This is a genomic window from Roseomonas sp. TS2 (assembly GCF_058833935.1).
The window spans coordinates 1-15,838 of record NZ_JCACVY010000103.1; the positions used below are offsets into that span (position 1 = coordinate 1).

Here is a 15,838-nt window from a genome sequence, read left to right on the forward strand (position 1 = left end):
ACCGGCCTGGCCGCGCTGGAAGCCCGCCTCGCCGGCGCGCCGCCCCTGCCGCCGCACACCCGCCTGCGTGGCCCGGAGACCGGCCTCGTCATGCTGCGCGGGCGGGCGGGCGGCGATGGCGGCCCGTTCAACCTCTCCGAGATGACGGTCACCCGCTGCGCCGTGCGGCTGGCGGATGGCACCGTGGGCCACGCCTATGTGGCCGGGCGGGACAAGGCCCAGGCCGAGCTGGCCGCGCTGCTGGACGCCGCCTTGCAGGACCCGGCGCAGCGCCCGGCGCTGATGGCGGCGGTGATCGAGCCGCTGGCCGAGGCCCAGGCCGGGGCCGCCGCGGCCGAGTCCCGCAAGGCCGCCGCCACCCGCGTGCAGTTCTTCACCATGGCGACGATGCGATGATGCAGCCCGGCTTCACCGACCCCGTGCTGGACGGGCAATCCGTCTTCCGCGCCGTGCTGGAGGCGACGAGCCGCCCCGGCCGCGTGCAGGAGATTTCCGCCGGCCTCACGCCGCCCGCGCCGCTGCACCCCGCCACCGCCGCCGTGCTGCTGACGCTGGCCGATGCCGAGACGCCGGTCTTCTCCGATGCCGGCGCGGCCGCCGCCGAATGGCTGCGCTTCCATGCCGGCTGCCCGCTGGTGGCGGCCCCCGCCACCGCCGCCTTCCTGCTCGCCACCGGCACGCCGCCGGCGCTGGAGGAGATCGACCTGGGCTCGGACGAGGCGCCGCAGGAGGGCGCCACGCTGGTGCTGCAGGTGGCGTCCCTGGCCGAGGGCGGCGCGCTGCGCCTGAGCGGCCCCGGCATCGAGCATGAGCACGGCCTGCATGTGGAGGGGCTGCCCGAGGGCTTCCTCGCCGCCCGCGCCGCGCTGGCGCCGCTCTACCCGCGCGGGGTGGATGTCATCCTCTGCGCCGGCACGCGGATCGCGGCGCTGCCGCGCACAACGATCGTCACCGCGCTGCCGCGCACCACCACCGTCATGGAGGGCTGAGCCATGGCCTATGTCGCCGTCAAGGGGGGCGAGCGGGCGATCGGCAACGCCCATGCCTGGCTGGAGGAGACGCGGCGGGGCGACCCGTCCGTGCCCGCCCTCTCCGTCGCGCAGATCGAGGCGCAGATGGGCCTCGCCGTGGACCGGGTGATGGCCGAGGGCGCCTGCCACGACCGCGGCCTCGCGGCACTCGCCATCAAGCAGGCCCAGGGCGACCTGATCGAGGCGGCCTTCCTGCTGCGCGCCTACCGCACCACCCTGCCGCGCTTCGGCCACGCGCTGCCGCTGGAGACGGGGGCCATGCGCATCCGCCGCCGCGTCTCGGCCACCTACAAGGACCTGCCCGGCGGGCAGGTGCTGGGGCCGACCTACGACTACACCCACCGCCTGCTCGACTTCGCCCTCGCCGCCGAGGGCGCGCCGCCGCCGCCGCCCGCGCCGCAGGCCGAGGCGCCGCAGGAGCACGCCCCGCATGTGACGGAGCTGCTGGCGCGCGAGGGGCTGATGGCGCGCGAGGCGGAGGCCCGGGGCGAGCCGGCCGACCTGACCCGCGCGCCGCTGGCCTTCCCCGCCAGCCGCGCCGCCCGGCTGCAGAACCTGGCGCGCGGCGACGAAGGCTTCCTGCTCGGCCTCGGCTACTCCACCCAGCGCGGCTACGGCAACAGCCACCCCTTCGTCGGCGAGATCCGCCAGGGGAGCGTGACGGTGTGCCTGATGCCACCGGAGCTGGGCTTCGAGATCGAGATCGGCGAGATCGACGTCACCGAGTGCCAGATGGTCAACCAGTTCCACGGCTCGAAGGCCGAGCCGCCGCAGTTCACGCGCGGCTATGGCCTCACCCTGGGCCGGGGCGAGCGCAAGGCGATGGCCATGGCGCTGGTGGACCGCGCCCTGATGGCCGGCGAGCTGGGCGAGGAGCGCACCGCCCCCGCGCAGGACGAGGAGTTCGTCCTGCTGCATTCCGACAATGTCGAGGCCACCGGCTTCGTCGAGCACCTGAAGCTGCCGCACTACGTGGACTTCCAGAGCGAGCTGGAGGTGGTGCGCCGGATGCGCGCCACCGCCGAGGCCGCGCTGCGAGCCACCGCAGAGCCGGCGCGCGAGGAGGAGGTGGCGGAATGAGCCACGAACCCGGTTCCCAGTTTGGCGGCTACAACTTCGCCTATCTGGACGAGAACACGAAGCGGATGATCCGCCGCGCGCTGCTCAAGGCCGTGGCGATCCCCGGCCACCAGGTGCCCTTCGGCGCGCGGGAGATGCCGCTGCCCTATGGCTGGGGCACTGGCGGCATCCAGGTGACGGCCGCCATCCTCGGACCCCGCGACGTGCTGAAGGTGATCGACCAGGGGGCGGACGACACCACCAACGCCGTCTCCATCCGCCGCTTCTTCAGCCGCGTGGCGGGGGTGCGCGGCACCACCCGCACGCCAGAGGCCACCATCATCCAGACCCGCCACCGCATCCCCGAGACGCCGCTGACCGAGGCGCAGGTGCTGGTCTACCAGGTGCCGATGCCGGAGCCGCTGTTCCGCCTGGAGCCGCGCCTCGCCGAGACGCGCCGGATGCACGCGCTCGCCGATTACGGGCTGATGCATGTGAAGCTCTACGAGGACATCGCGCGCCACGGCCATGTCAGCACCGCCTACAGCTACCCGGTGATGGTGGGCGGGCGCTACCTGATGTCCCCCTCGCCGATCCCGGCCTTCGACAACCCGAAGATGCACCGCATGCCCGCCCTCCAGCTCTTCGGCGCCGGGCGGGAGAAGAAGATCTACGCCGTGCCCCCCTACACCGAGGTTCGCAGCCTGGATTTCGAGGACCACCCCTTCCGGCCGCACCGCGCCGACGGGTGCTGCGCCCTCTGCGGCTCCACCACCTCCTACCTCGACGAGGTGCTGACCGACGACCAGGGCGGCCGCATGTTCGTCTGCTCCGACACCGACTATTGCGAGGAACGCCAGGAGGCGGCCGCCACCGCCGCCCCGGCCTCCACGACCCCGGCGCCCGAGACGGAGGGCGTGGCATGAACGCCCCCCTGCTGGAAGCGAAGGGCCTGAACCTCGCCTTCGGCGCCGTGCGGGCGCTGGACGACGTGGCCATCGACATCCACCCCGGCGAGGTGGTGGCCATCGTCGGCGAGAGCGGCTCGGGCAAGTCCTCGCTGCTGCGGGTGCTGGCCGGTCAGATGCGCCCCGATGCGGGCACCGTGCTCTACCGCGACCCCGCCGGCACCGCCCACCCGGTGCACGGCATGGGCGAGGCCGCGCTGCGCCGGCTGATGCGCACCGACTGGGGTTTTGTTCATCAGAACGCGCGGGATGGCTTGCGCATGGGCGTCTCGGCCGGCGGCAATGTCGGCGAGCGGCTGATGGCCATCGGCGCCCGCCACTATGGCGGCATCCGCGAGGAGGCCACCGAGTGGCTGAAGCGGGTGGAGATCGACCCCGCGCGCATCGACCACCTGCCCCGCACCTTCTCGGGCGGCATGCAGCAGCGCTTGCAGATCGCCCGCACGCTCGTCACCCGCCCGCGCCTCGTCTTCATGGACGAGCCCACGGGCGGTCTGGATGTCTCCGTCCAGGCCCGGCTGCTGGACCTGATCCGCGCCCTGGTGGCCGATCTCGGCATCGCCGTGCTGCTGGTGACGCACGACATCGCCGCCGCCCGCCTGCTCGCCCACCGTATCCTCGTCATGCGGCGCGGCCAGGTGGTGGAGCACGGCCTGACCGACCGGGTGCTGGACGACCCGCAGCACCCCTACACGCAACTCCTCGTCGCCTCGGTGCTGGCCGCATGAGCAATTCTGAAAGCGCCCTCTGGACGGAGGGCCTGGGCAAGAGCTTCCGGCTGCATCTCCAGGGGGGCCTGCGCATCCCGGTGCTGGCGGATGTGGACCTCGCGGTGAAGCCCGGGGAGTGCGTGGCGCTCTCCGGCCCCTCGGGCGCCGGCAAGTCCACCCTGATGCGCTGCCTCTACGGCAATTACGGCGCCGAGCAGGGCCGCATCTGGCTCCGCCACGGGGGCGCGCCGGTGGAACTGACCGCCGCCGATGCCCGCGCCACGCGGGAGATCCGGCGCCACACGCTGGGCTATGTCTCGCAGTTCCTGCGCGTCATCCCGCGCGTCGGCGCGCTCGACATCGTGGCCGAGCCGCTGATCGCCCGCGGCGCGGCGCCCGATGCGGCGCGTGCCCGGGCGCGGGAGCTGCTGCTGCGGCTGAACCTGCCGGAGCGGCTGCACCACCTGCCCCCCGCCACCTTCTCGGGCGGCGAGCAGCAGCGGGTGAACCTTGCCCGCGGCTTCGCCCCCGGCTACCCCCTCCTCCTGCTCGACGAGCCGACCGCGAGCCTCGACGCCGCCAACCGGGCGGTGGTGATCGGCCTGATCGGCGAGGCCAAACAGGCCGGGGCGGCGCTGATCGGCATCTTCCACGATGTGGAGGTGCGCGACCAGGTCGCCGACCGTCTCTTCGAAGTGTTGCCCATCCAGGACGCCGCATGACCCCCGAGACCATCCTGACCAACGCCCTGCTCGTGCTGCCGGACCGGGTGGAGCCCGGCACGCTGGTGCTGCGCGACGGGCGGATCGCCGAGATCCAGCCGGGCCTGAGCCGCGCCCCCGGCGCGCTGGACCTCGACGGGGACCACCTGATCCCCGGCGTCATCGACGTCCACACCGACAATCTGGAGCGCCAGGTGCAGCCGCGCAGCCTGGCGCGCTGGCCCTCCCGCTCCGCCTTCCTGTCGCATGATTCGCAGACGGCGGCGGCCGGCGTCACCACCGTGCTGGACGCGCTCTGCCTCGGCGACCTCGGCTTCGACGCCGAGCGCACCGAGACCTTCCTCAACGGCGTGCGCGACCTCGACGCGCTGGCGCCGACCGGCCTGCTCAAGAGCGAGCACTACCTGCATCTCCGCTGCGAGCTGCCGGCGGCCGACATGCTGCCGCTGGTCGAGACGGTGGCCGAGCACGGCGCGGTGCGCATGGTCAGCCTGATGGACCACACCCCCGGCGTCGGCCAGTACGCCGATATCGAGCGCTACCGGCAGATGCGGGTGCGCGGCGGCAAGTCCATCGCCGAGGTGGACCGGCGGATCGAGGAGCTGGTGGCGCAGCGCAACCGGCTGCGCGGCCCGCAGCGCCGGGCGCTGCTGGACCGCTTCGGCGGGCGGGACATCGCCCTGGCCAGCCATGACGACTGGCACGCCGACGAGATCGCCGAGAACGCCGCCGACGGCGTGCTGATCTCCGAGTTCCCCGTCTCGATGATGGCGGCCGAGGCGGCGCGGGCGGCGGGGATGGAGATCATCGCCGGCGCGCCCAACATCGTGCGCGGCGGCAGCCACTCGGGCAACGTCGCCGCCGCCGACCTCGTCCGCGCCGGGCTGGTGGACGTGCTGGCCAGCGACTACGTGCCGCCGGCCATGATCGAGGCCGCCTGGCGCGCGGCGGGCGAGATCGGCCTCGCCGCCGCCATCGCCACCATCACCGAGGCGCCGGCGCGGATGCTGCGCATGGCCGACCGTGGCCGCATCGCCGAGGGGCTGCGCGCCGACCTCGTCCGCATCCGCCCGCTGGAGGGCCCGAATGGCCCGATGCCCGTGGTGCGCACCGTGTGGCGCGCCGGGGAGCGCATCGCGTGAACCCCGATCCCGCCATCGGCAACGACCCCGCCAGCACGCGCCTCGCCCTCTACTGGGCGCCGGAGCTGGAGGACCCGCTGCACGCGGCGGCCTCCGCCTGGCTGGGGCGGGACGCCGAGACGGGCGCCACCCTGCCCCAGGCGCCGCTGCCGGGGGTGGAGATCGGCGAGATCACCGCCGATGCGCGGCGCTACGGCTTCCACGCCACGCTGAAGCCGCCCTTCCGCCTTGGCACCACCTATGCCGAGGCGCGGGCGGCGGCGATGGACCTCGCCGCGCGCACCCGCCCCTTCGCCCTGCCGCCGCTGCGGGTGGCCGACCTCGACGGTTTCCTGGCGCTGCGCGAGGTGACGCGCTGCCCGGAGCTGCACGCCTTCGCCGATGACTGCGTGCGCGCGCTGGAGCCGCACCGTGCCCCCGCCACCGCCGCCGAGATCGCCCGCCGCCGCCCGGTGCGGCTGCCGGAGCGCGAACGCGGCTACCTGGCGGAGTGGGGCTACCCGCATGTGTTCGAATCCTGGCGCTTCCATCTCACCCTCTCCCGCCGCCTGAGCGCGGCGGAGATGGCGGTGGTGCGGCCCGCGGCCGAGGCGGCGCTCGGCGCCGTGGCCGGCCGGCCCCGCTACGTGCGGCAGCTCTGCCTGTTCACCCAGGCCGGGCCGGATTCGCCCTTCCTGATCGCAGAGCGATTGCCGCTGCTGGGCTGAGCCGCCGGCTGTCCACCGCCTGGGCGGCGCCGCCACGCCTTGCCCAGGCTTTGGGCAAGGCCATGCCGCGCGGGGCCAGAAAGCCGGGCCGAGAGGCCTTCGCAGCGGTGGCCGGCGGGGTCTAGCGTGGCGCCCTCCGGAGGGGTGGGCGCCATGCGCATCGACGCGATGAACTGGATGCAGGTGGAGGAATGGCTGCGGCGGGACGACCGCGCCGTGCTCCCCCTCGGCTCCACCGAGCAGCACGCCCAGCTCAGCCTCGCCGTGGACAGCATCCTGGCCGGGCGCGTGGCGGAGGAGGCGGCGGAGCCGCTCGGCGTACCGGTCTTCCCCGTGCTGCCCTATGGCATCACGCCCGGCTTCCTGGCCTATCCCGGCACCGTCACGCTGCGCGCCGAGACGCATCTGCGCGTGGTGCGGGACGTGCTGGAGAGCCTCCACCGCACCGGCTTCCGCCGCATCCTCGTCGTCAACGGCCATGGCGGCAACGACCCGGCGCGCGCCGCGGCGCTGGAATTCATGGCCGACCACCCGGACTGCCGGATCCGCTTCCACAACTGGTGGAACGCGCCGCGCACCATCGCCCGCGTCCGGCATTACGATCCGGTCGGCACCCACGCCTCCTGGATGGAGAACTTCCCCTGGACGCGGCTGCCCAACCTGGCCGCGCCGGACGGCGCCAAGCCGGTGGCCGACACCGAGCGCCTGCGCGCCCTGCCCCCCGCCGCGGCGCGCCGCCTGCTGGGCGACGGCAATTTCGGTGGCCTCTACCAGCGCGACGATGCCGAGATGCTCGACATCTGGGCGGTGGCGGTGGCCGAGACGCGCGAGATCCTGGCGGAAGGCTGGGCGTGAGGCACCCGCGCGGCGACCGCGTGACGCGCCAACCGGCCCTCTGATTCACGCCCCGATTGACGCCCTTGTCGCTCCGATCCTACGCTTCCCCGCAACAATCGCGGCCGCATGGCGAAACCCAGCCCGCGCCGCCCAGCAACCGAGGTGTGGTCATGCAACGTCGTCAATTCCTGTCGGCCGGCGTGGCGGCCGCGCTGCTTCCCGGCCTGCCCGTGCCGGCGCTCGCCCAGGGCGCCGCCTCTCGCACCCTGACGGTGGGCGTGCGCACCGGGCCGGAGAGCATCGACCCCCACTGGTCCACCCTCGGCGGCCATATCGAGGCGCTGCGCCACATCTTCGACAGCCTGGTGGGCCAGGATGAGAATCTCGGCCTGCAGCCCGGCCTCGCCCTCTCCTGGAAGGCGGTGGACGACACCACCTGGGAGTTCAAGCTGCGCGACGGCGTGAAGTTCCACGACGGCTCGGACTTCACGGCCGAGGACGTGAAGTTCTCGCTCGAGCGCATCCCGGTGGTGACCGGCCCGATGAGCATGACGCTCTACACCAAGCGCGCCACCGGCGCCGAGGTGGTGGACCGCCTCACCGTGCGGGTGAAGACCAACGGCCCCGCCCCCTCCCTGCCCAACGATTTCAGCCGGCTGATGATCGTCAGCCACAAGATCGGCATGGAGCCGCGCAACGAGCAGTTCAATTCCGGCCAGGCCGCCATCGGCACCGGCCCGTTCCGCTTCGTCAAGTGGGAGCCGCGCGGCGACCTGGTACTGGAGCGCAACGAGGGCTGGTGGGGTGGCGCGCAGCCCTGGGCGCGCGTCATCCGCCGCGAGATCCCGAACGACGCGGCGCGCATCGCGGCGCTGAAGAGCGGGCAGGTCGACATCGCCAACTACATCCCCGCCACCGACGTGGCGGCGCTGCAGCGCGACAGCACCATGGACGTGGTGGTGGGCGACAGCGTCTATGTCTTCAACGTCTACTTCAACCTTGCCGAGAAGCTGCCGAAGCCGGTGAAGGTGGATGGCCGCGAGATCGAGAAGAACCCCTTCCTCGACCCGCGCGTGCGCGAGGCGATGGACCTCGCCATCGACCGCCGGGCGCTGGCCCGCGTGGTGTTCGAGGGGCTGGCCAAGCCGATGAGCCAGCTGATGCCGGACAATTTCTTCGGCTCCAGCAAGAACCTGCCCGAGCGCCGCCCGGACCTCGCCCGCGCCAAGGCCCTGCTGGCCGAGGCCGGCTACCCGAAGGGCTTCGAGGTGGAGCTGTTCTCCACCAGCAACCGCCTGCCCGGCGACAGCGCGCTGTGCGAGGCGCTGGCGCAGCAATGGTCGCGCCTGGGGCTGAAGGTGGCGCCGAACGCGCTCACCGGCACGGTGTTCTTCCCCGCCAGCACCCGCGGCGAGTACAGCCTGCAGATGTCCGGCTGGGGCACGCTGACCGGCGAGGCCGCCTACACCTACGGCGCGCTGCTGCACAAGCCGGATGCGCAGAAGGGCTTCGGCGGCTTCAACCGCTCGAACTATTCCAACCCCGAGGTGGACAGGCTGCTGGAGCAGGGCAGCGCCGAGCTGGATGACGCCAAGCGCCGCGCCCTGTTCGAGCGCGCCACCGAGATCAGCATGAAGGACCGGCCGATGCTGCCGATCGTCATGCCGCAGACCGTGTGGGCGATGGGCAAGGGCAAGTTCAGCTTCACCACCCGGGTGGACCAGGAGACGCTGGCCCACCGCATCACCCCCAAGGCCGGCTGAGGCAGAGAACCGCGCGGCCATGCTGGGCTTTCTCCTCGGGCGTCTGGCGCAGGCCGCGCTGGTGATGCTGGTGATGTCGGTGCTGGTGTTCCTGGGCGTCTATGCCATCGGGAACCCGATCGACGTGCTGATCGACCCCGCCGCCTCGCCCGACATGCGGGCGGCGCTGATCCGGCAGTACGGGCTGGATCTGCCGCTGTGGCAGCAATACGGGCATTTCCTCGGCAATGTGCTGAGCGGCGATTTCGGCAACAGCTTCGTCTTCCGTATCCCGGTGATGTCGCTGATCCTCTCCCGCCTGCCGGCGACGCTGGAACTGGCCGTCACCGCCATGCTGATCGCCACCCTGCTCGGCGTGCCGCTCGGCATCTGGGCGGGCTACCGGCCGGAGGCGCGCTCCAGCAAGGTCATCATGGCGGCCTCCGTGTTCGGCTTCTCGGTGCCCACCTTCTGGGTGGGGCTGCTGCTGATCCTGGCCTTCTCGGTGGAGTTCCGCTGGCTGCCCTCGGGCGGGCGCGGTCCGGCGGGGCCGCTCGGCCTCAGCCTCTTCAGCGCCGATGGCTGGACCTACCTGCTGCTGCCGGCGCTCAACCTGTCGCTGTTCAAGCTCGGCCTGCTGATCCGCCTGGTGCGCGCCGGCACGGAGGAGGTGATGGCCAGCGAGCATGTCCGCTTCGCCCGCGCGCAGGGCCTGCCGGAATGGCAGGTGGTGGGGCTGCATGTGCTGAAGAACATCGGCATCCCCATCGTCACGGTGTTCGGGCTGGAGTTCGGCTCCACCCTCGCCTTCGCGGTGGTGACCGAGACGGTGTTCAACTGGCCCGGCATGGGCAAGCTGATCATCGAGAGCATCACCGCGCTCGACCGGCCGGTGATGGTCGCCTACCTCATCCTCGTCGTGCTGCTCTTCGTGGTGATCAACCTCGTGGTGGAACTGACCTATGGCTTCCTGGACCCGCGCGTGCGGCTGAAGAGCGGCGCGTGAGCGGCGCCATCGCCGAGGGCTGGCGCGAATACCGGCGCAGCCCCGTCGCCGTCGCCGCGCTGCTGGTGGTGCTGGCCATCGTGGCGCTCGCCCTCCTCGCCCCCTGGATCGCGCCGCAGGACCCCTACGACCAGGCGGGGCTCGACCTGTTCGACGCCCGCCTGCCCCCCGGCGAGGTGGGCTCGGGCGGCTATGTCCACTGGCTCGGCACCGACAATGCAGGGCGCGACCTGCTCTCGGCCATCCTCTACGGGCTGCGCCTCAGCCTGATGATCTCGGTCACGGCGGGCACGGTGGCGCTGGTGCTGGGAACCGCCATCGGCCTCTCGGCGGCCTATTACGGCGGCTGGTTCGGCGCGCTGGCGATGCGCGTGGTCGATCTCCAGCTCTCGCTGCCGGCCATCCTGCTGGCGCTGGTGCTGGTGGCCATGCTGGGCCAGGGCGTGCCGCAGCTGATGGCGGCGCTGGTGGCCGCGCAATACGCCTATTTCGCCCGCACCGCCTATGGCGCGGCCAGCGCCGAGCGGCGCAAGGACTATATCGAGGCGGCGCTCTCCACGCCGCTCTCCGGGCGCCGCGTGCTGCTGCGCCACCTGCTGCCCAACACCCTGCCGCCGCTGATCGTGGTGGTGACGGTGCAGATCGCCACCGCCATCTCGCTGGAGGCGACGCTCTCCTTCCTCGGCCTCGGCCTGCCGATCACGCGGCCCTCGCTCGGCCTGCTGATCTCCAACGGCTTCCAGTTCCTGCTCTCGGGCCGCTACTGGATCTCGGTCTATCCCGGCATCACGCTGATGGTGACGGTGCTGGCCATCAACCTGGTGGGCGACCAGCTCCGCCAGGTGCTCAACCCGAAGCACCGCCGATGAGCACCGTGAAGGAAGCCCCCCCCGCTTTGGAGGTGCGCGGCCTGCGCACCCAGTTCCCCGGCCGCCAGGGCCTCGTCCGCGCGGTCGATGGCGTTTCCTTCCGGATCCGCCGTGGCGAGATCCTGGGGCTGGTGGGCGAGAGCGGCTCGGGCAAGTCGGTCACCGGCTTCTCCATCCTCGGGCTGGTGGAGCCGCCGGGGAAGGTGGTCGCCGGCGAGGTGCTGCTGGCCGGCCGGCGGATCAGCGGCCTCGACGGCGCGGCGATGCGGCGCATCCGCGGCGCCGAGGTGGCGATGGTGTTCCAGGACCCGCTGATGACGCTGAACCCGGTGCTGCGCATCGGCACCCAGATGGCCGCCGCCGTGCGCGCGCATGACCGCGTCAGCCGCGCCGCCGCCTGGGACCGGGCGGAGCAGGCGCTGACCACCGTGGGCATCCCGAGCCCGCGCGCGCGGCTCGACGCCTACCCGCACCAGCTCTCGGGCGGCATGCGGCAGCGCGTGGCCATCGCCACCGCGCTGCTGCACCGGCCCAAGGCCATCATCGCCGACGAGCCGACCACGGCGCTCGACGTCTCCATCCAGGGGCAGATCCTGGCCGAGGTGCGGCGCCTGGCCGACGAGATCGGCACCGCCTTCCTCTGGATCACCCACGACCTCGCGGTCGTCTCCTCGCTGGCCGATGCGCTCTGCGTCATGTACGCGGGGCGCGTGGTGGAGCGCGGCCCGGCGGATGCCGTCATCGCCGCGCCGCGCCACCCCTACACGGTGGCGCTGGTGGGGTCCGTCCCCTCCGGGCACGCGCCGGGGGCGCGGCTGCCGCAGCTCGCCGCCGGCCTGCCGCCGCGCGGCGCCGATGGCGCCCCCGATTCCGGCTGCCCCTTCCGCACCCGCTGCCCGCGCGCCACGGAGGTCTGCGCCACCCCGCCGCCGGAGCGGGATTTCGGCGCCGGCCACACCGCCCTCTGCCATCACCCCGTGGAGGCCGCCGCATGAGCGAGCTGCTGCGCATCGAGCGGGCCAGCAAGCGCTTCCGCCAGCCCGTGCCGCTGGGCGACCGGCTGGCGGCCTGGCTCGGCCGCCCGCGCCCGCCGCGCGCCGTGCAGGCCGTCACCGATGTCTCGCTCACCGTGGCGCGGGGCGAGGTGGTGGGGCTGGTGGGCGAGAGCGGCTGCGGCAAGTCCACCCTCGGGCGGATGGTGGCCGGCATCTACACGCCGAGCGAGGGCGCCGTGCTGTTCGAGGGCGCGCCGGTCATGCCCGGCGGCCACAAGCGCAGCCCGCGCGTGCAGATGATCCACCAGGACCCCTTCGCCAGCCTCGACCCGCGCATGAAGGTGGGCGAGACGGTGGCGGAAGGCCCGGTGGCGCACGGCATCGTCTCCCGCGCCGGGGCGGATGCGCTGGTGGCGGAGACGCTGCGGCGCGTGGGCCTCGACCCCGCCCTGCGCAACCGCTACCCGCACCAGTTCTCCGGCGGGCAGCGGCAGCGCGTGGCCATCGCCCGCGCGCTGGCCCTGAACCCGGCGCTGCTGGTGCTGGACGAGCCGGTGGCCTCGCTCGACGTCTCCATCCAGGCGCAGGTGCTGAACCTGTTCATGGACCTGCGCGAGGCCGCGGCGGGCGGCTCGGGGCTGACCAGCCTGTTCATCAGCCACGACCTCGGCGTGGTGCGGCACGTCTCGGACCGCGTGGCCATCATGTATCTCGGCCGCATCGTCGAGCTGGCGCCGACGCGCACTCTCTACGCCGCCCCCGCCCACCCCTACACCCGCGCCCTGCTCGACAGCGTGCCGAGGCTCGGCCAGGGGCGCGGCGTGTTCCACCCCATCGCGGGGGAGCTGCCCTCGCCCCTGGCGCCGCCGCCCGGCTGCCACTTCCACCCGCGCTGCCCGCATGCGGGGCCACGCTGCCGGGTGGAGGCGCCGGCGCTGCTGCCGGTGGCGCCCGGGCAGAGCGCCGCCTGCCACCTGCACCATGGCGGCACGGAGGCCGCCGCCACCGCCTGACGCCGGGGCGGGAGCGGCCCGGAAACCGGGCGGATATCAAAACATCCTGTTGCCTGCCGCCCTCCCGGCCCCTTTAAGAAGGGTGGGATGGTTGTGGGGCAAGCGCCGCCGTTCCATCTGTTGCGCTTGCACCTGGCGGCCATGCTCAAGGCATACGCCATGGGCGCAGGCTATCGACGGAGGAGACGGGCTGGATGGAAGAAGCCTCAGGCAACCGCGCGGCGGCACTGGAGGCGGAGAACGCAGCCCTGCGTGAGCAGCTCCAGGCCTATGAGACGATCACCCAGTTCGGCAGCCGCCTCGTGGCGGAGCTCGACCTGAACCGCCTGCTCCAGGCCTTTCTCGAAGGGCTCACCCAGCTCACCGGCGCCGCCTACGGCGCCTATTTCGAGAAGGTCCTGGCCCCCCTCGGCGCAGAGGCCGCGCAGGAGGGCTGGCGCCTCTCCGCCCTGGCCGGCGCCCCGGCCGAGGCCTTCACCCGCTTCGGCCTGCCGCGCGCCACCGCGCTGTTCAGCCCCACCTTCCTGGCGCAGGGTGTCATCCGCCTGGACGACGTGCTGGCCGACCCGCGCTATGGCAGCCTGGGCGGCATGCCGCGCGGCCACCTGCCGGTGCGCAGCTACATGGCGCTGCCCGTGCTCTCGGGCACCGGCGAATCGGTCGGCGCGCTGCTGTTCGGCCACCCCGAGCCGGGCCGCTTCGGCGAGCGGGAGGAGCGGCTGGCCACCGGCCTCGCCTGGCAGGCCGCCATCGCCATCGACAATGCCCGCCTCTTCGCCGCCAGCCGCGCCGAGATCGCCGAGCGGGCCAAGGCGCAGGCGGCGCTGGCGGCGCTGAACGACACGCTGGAGGAACGCATCCTGGAGCGCAGCCGCGCCCTGATGCAGGCCGAGGAGCGGCTGCGGCAGAGCCAGAAGATGGAGGCGGTGGGCCAGCTCACCGGCGGGCTGGCACATGACTTCAACAACCTGCTCACCGGCATATCCGGCAGCCTGGAGCTGCTGCAGATCCGCATCGCCCAGGGCCGGCTGGACGATCTGGACCGCTACCTGCGCGCCGCCCGCGCCGCCTCCGACCGCGCCGCGGCGCTGACCCACCGGCTGCTCGCCTTCTCCCGCCGGCAGACCCTGGCCCCCCGCGCCACCGACATCAACCGGCTGGTGGCCGGCATGGAGGAGCTGATCCGCCGCACCATGGGCCCGGACGTGACGGTGGAGGTGATCCCGGCGCCCGGCCTCTGGGCCACGCTGGTGGACAACAACCAGCTCGAGAACGCGCTGCTCAACCTCTGCATCAACGCGCGCGACGCCATGCCGGAGGGCGGCCGCCTGACCATCGAGACCGCCAACCGCTGCCTGGACGAGGCGGCGGCGCGGGCCAAGGACCTGCCGCCGGGCCAGTATGTCTCGCTCGTCGTGCGCGACACCGGCACCGGCATGTCGCCCGAGGTGGCGGCGCGCGCCTTCGATCCGTTCTTCACCACCAAGCCGCTGGGCGTGGGCACCGGGCTCGGCCTGTCCATGGTCTACGGCTTCGTCCGGCAGTCGGGCGGGCAGGCGCGCATCCTCACCGAGCCGGGCCAGGGCACCACCATCTGGCTCAACCTGCCCCGCCACCACGGCCCGGCGGAGACGGAGGCCGAGCCCGCCGCGCAGGCCGGCTCCGCCCCGGCGCCCGCTCCGCAGCGGCATGGCACCTCCGGCGAGACGGTGCTGGTGGTGGATGACGAGGCGCCCATCCGCATGCTGGTCTCAGACGTGCTGTCCGGCCTCGGCCACACCACCCTGGAGGCGGAGGATGGCGCGGCGGCGCTGCGCCTGCTGCGCTCGGCCACGCCGCTGGACCTGCTGATCACCGATGTTGGCCTGCCGGGGGGCATGAACGGCCGCCAGCTGGCGGAGGCGGCGCGCGCCCTGCGCCCCGGCCTCAAGGTGCTGTTCATCACCGGCTATGCCGAGAGCACGGCGCTCAGCCACGGCCATCTCGGCGCCGGCATGCGGCTGCTGGCCAAGCCCTTCACCCTGCAGGCACTCGCCGGCCATGTCCGGACGATGCTCGCCGGCAGCGCGGCGGCCGTGCCCTAGCGCGGGATCAGCGGCGCCACGTCGCGGTCGGCCGGGTCGGGGCTGGCGGCGAGGCCCGCGGCCACGCCGGCACGGTCGGCGGCGTCCCGGTTCTGGCTCATCTTGCGCTTGCCCTCCAGCCGGGCGATGGGCAGCCGCAGCCCGACGATGCCGCGCAGCTGCGCCCGCACGAAGGCCTCCGGCGCGTCGGCCAGTTGCCAGGGCGTGGCGCGGCCCCCCTCGTGCCGCGCCGTCAGCCGGGCGACCACATCGCGCAGCCGCGCCGGGTCCTCGAAGAACTCGGCCTGGCCATAGGCATGCACCGCCACGTAGTTCCAGGTCGGCACCACCTTGTGGTGCTCCGCCTTCGAGGCGTACCAGTTCGGCGTCACATAGGCCTCCGGCCCGCCGAACAGCACCATGGCCTCGCCCAGCGGCGGCGTCCGCCATTGCGGGTTGGCGCGGGCGAGATGGCCGTAGAGCGTGCCGAAGGGCCCTTCCTCCGGCGCCAGCAGCAGCGGCAGCGGCGTGGCCATCAGCCCCTCCGCCGTGGCGGTGACCAGGCTCGGCAGCCGCGCCGCCCGCATCGCCGCATGGATCTCGGGCAGTTCCTCCAGGCGGAAGGCGGGCGGGACATACATGGTGGCGCGGCTCCTTGCTCGGGGCTTGAGGATGGCGCGCTTCCGGTCCAGTGGAAACGGCCAGTTCCGGACAGAAAGGGTGGTCCAGTTGGACAGTGAGTCGGAGAGGCCGGGCCGGCGCATCCAGGCCGCCATCGTCGCCGGCATCCGCGAGGGCCGGCTGCCCCCGGGCGCGGCGCTGCCCTCCAGCCGCGCCCTGGCGGCGGAATGGGGCGTCTCCCGCACCACCGCCACCGCCGCCTACGAGCAGCTCGCCGCCGAGGGCTATGTGGAGAGCCGCCCCGGCGCCCGCCCGCGCGTCGCCGCCGGGTTGCTGCCGCCCGCGCCCGCCGC

The 15,838-nt window shown here is 73.2% G+C and carries 17 protein-coding genes; 16 read left to right on the plus strand and 1 reads right to left on the minus strand.

Translation table 11 applies throughout. The features are described from left to right. Positions 1–6 precede the first annotated feature (6 nt). From phnG to ACZJYS_RS15740, 15 genes are all read left to right on the plus strand, one after another. Positions 7–396: a phosphonate C-P lyase system protein PhnG gene (gene phnG, locus ACZJYS_RS15670; protein ID WP_493179546.1), complete on the plus strand. Its 390-nt coding sequence runs from the start codon at positions 7–9 to the stop codon at positions 394–396. Further along, positions 393–989 carry a phosphonate C-P lyase system protein PhnH gene (gene phnH, locus ACZJYS_RS15675; RefSeq protein ID WP_493179519.1) on the plus strand — a complete coding sequence of 199 codons (597 nt, stop codon included), beginning with the start codon at positions 393–395 and terminating at the stop codon, positions 987–989. The genes phnG and phnH overlap by 4 nt, the downstream gene beginning before the upstream one ends. 3 nt (positions 990–992) lie before the next feature. Beyond that, a complete protein-coding gene (locus ACZJYS_RS15680; RefSeq protein WP_493179521.1) occupies positions 993–2,111 on the plus strand; it encodes a carbon-phosphorus lyase complex subunit in 1,119 nt (372 codons plus the stop codon). Next, entirely contained in the window at positions 2,108–3,016 is a 909-nt protein-coding gene (locus ACZJYS_RS15685; RefSeq protein ID WP_493179523.1) for an alpha-D-ribose 1-methylphosphonate 5-phosphate C-P-lyase PhnJ, read from the plus strand. Before ACZJYS_RS15680 ends, ACZJYS_RS15685 begins: the two co-directional genes overlap by 4 nt. After that, on the plus strand, positions 3,013–3,786 hold the full coding sequence (gene phnK / locus ACZJYS_RS15690) for a phosphonate C-P lyase system protein PhnK (RefSeq protein ID WP_493179525.1): 774 nt from the start codon (positions 3,013–3,015) through the stop codon (positions 3,784–3,786). Before ACZJYS_RS15685 ends, phnK begins: the two co-directional genes overlap by 4 nt. Next, on the plus strand, positions 3,783–4,490 hold the full coding sequence (gene phnL, locus ACZJYS_RS15695) for a phosphonate C-P lyase system protein PhnL (protein ID WP_493179527.1): 708 nt from the start codon (positions 3,783–3,785) through the stop codon (positions 4,488–4,490). Before phnK ends, phnL begins: the two co-directional genes overlap by 4 nt. Beyond that, positions 4,487–5,632, plus strand: coding sequence for an alpha-D-ribose 1-methylphosphonate 5-triphosphate diphosphatase (locus ACZJYS_RS15700; RefSeq protein ID WP_379634246.1), 1,146 nt, complete (start codon positions 4,487–4,489; stop codon positions 5,630–5,632). Before phnL ends, ACZJYS_RS15700 begins: the two co-directional genes overlap by 4 nt. After that, positions 5,629–6,339: a DUF1045 domain-containing protein gene (locus ACZJYS_RS15705; RefSeq protein ID WP_493179529.1), complete on the plus strand. Its 711-nt coding sequence runs from the start codon at positions 5,629–5,631 to the stop codon at positions 6,337–6,339. The genes ACZJYS_RS15700 and ACZJYS_RS15705 overlap by 4 nt, the downstream gene beginning before the upstream one ends. A gap of 153 nt (positions 6,340–6,492) precedes the next feature. After that, entirely contained in the window at positions 6,493–7,194 is a 702-nt protein-coding gene (locus tag ACZJYS_RS15710) for a creatininase family protein (RefSeq protein ID WP_493179530.1), read from the plus strand. A gap of 152 nt (positions 7,195–7,346) precedes the next feature. After that, entirely contained in the window at positions 7,347–8,939 is a 1,593-nt protein-coding gene (locus ACZJYS_RS15715; protein ID WP_493179532.1) for an ABC transporter substrate-binding protein, read from the plus strand. Between the two features lie 19 nt (positions 8,940–8,958). After that, on the plus strand, positions 8,959–9,924 hold the full coding sequence (locus tag ACZJYS_RS15720; RefSeq protein WP_493179534.1) for an ABC transporter permease: 966 nt from the start codon (positions 8,959–8,961) through the stop codon (positions 9,922–9,924). Beyond that, positions 9,921–10,793, plus strand: coding sequence for an ABC transporter permease (locus tag ACZJYS_RS15725; RefSeq protein WP_493179536.1), 873 nt, complete (start codon positions 9,921–9,923; stop codon positions 10,791–10,793). Before ACZJYS_RS15720 ends, ACZJYS_RS15725 begins: the two co-directional genes overlap by 4 nt. After that, a complete protein-coding gene (locus ACZJYS_RS15730; protein ID WP_493179538.1) occupies positions 10,790–11,788 on the plus strand; it encodes an ABC transporter ATP-binding protein in 999 nt (332 codons plus the stop codon). The genes ACZJYS_RS15725 and ACZJYS_RS15730 overlap by 4 nt, the downstream gene beginning before the upstream one ends. Continuing rightward, complete coding sequence (locus tag ACZJYS_RS15735; protein ID WP_493179539.1) at positions 11,785–12,801, plus strand: ABC transporter ATP-binding protein; 1,017 nt, start codon at positions 11,785–11,787, stop codon at positions 12,799–12,801. The genes ACZJYS_RS15730 and ACZJYS_RS15735 overlap by 4 nt, the downstream gene beginning before the upstream one ends. A gap of 194 nt (positions 12,802–12,995) precedes the next feature. Continuing rightward, positions 12,996–14,885 carry an ATP-binding protein gene (locus ACZJYS_RS15740; RefSeq protein ID WP_379652178.1) on the plus strand — a complete coding sequence of 630 codons (1,890 nt, stop codon included), beginning with the start codon at positions 12,996–12,998 and terminating at the stop codon, positions 14,883–14,885. On the opposite strand, the gene ACZJYS_RS15745 is transcribed toward ACZJYS_RS15740, so the two are convergent. Next, positions 14,882–15,505: an FMN-binding negative transcriptional regulator gene (locus ACZJYS_RS15745; RefSeq protein WP_493179541.1), complete on the minus strand. Its 624-nt coding sequence runs from the start codon at positions 15,503–15,505 to the stop codon at positions 14,882–14,884. The genes ACZJYS_RS15740 and ACZJYS_RS15745 overlap by 4 nt on opposite strands. Positions 15,506–15,593: 88 nt before the next feature. Between ACZJYS_RS15745 and ACZJYS_RS15750 the strand changes: the two genes are divergently transcribed. Next, positions 15,594–15,838, plus strand: a 245-nt coding sequence (locus ACZJYS_RS15750; protein ID WP_493179543.1) for a GntR family transcriptional regulator, incomplete at its 3' end; no start/stop codon positions are given.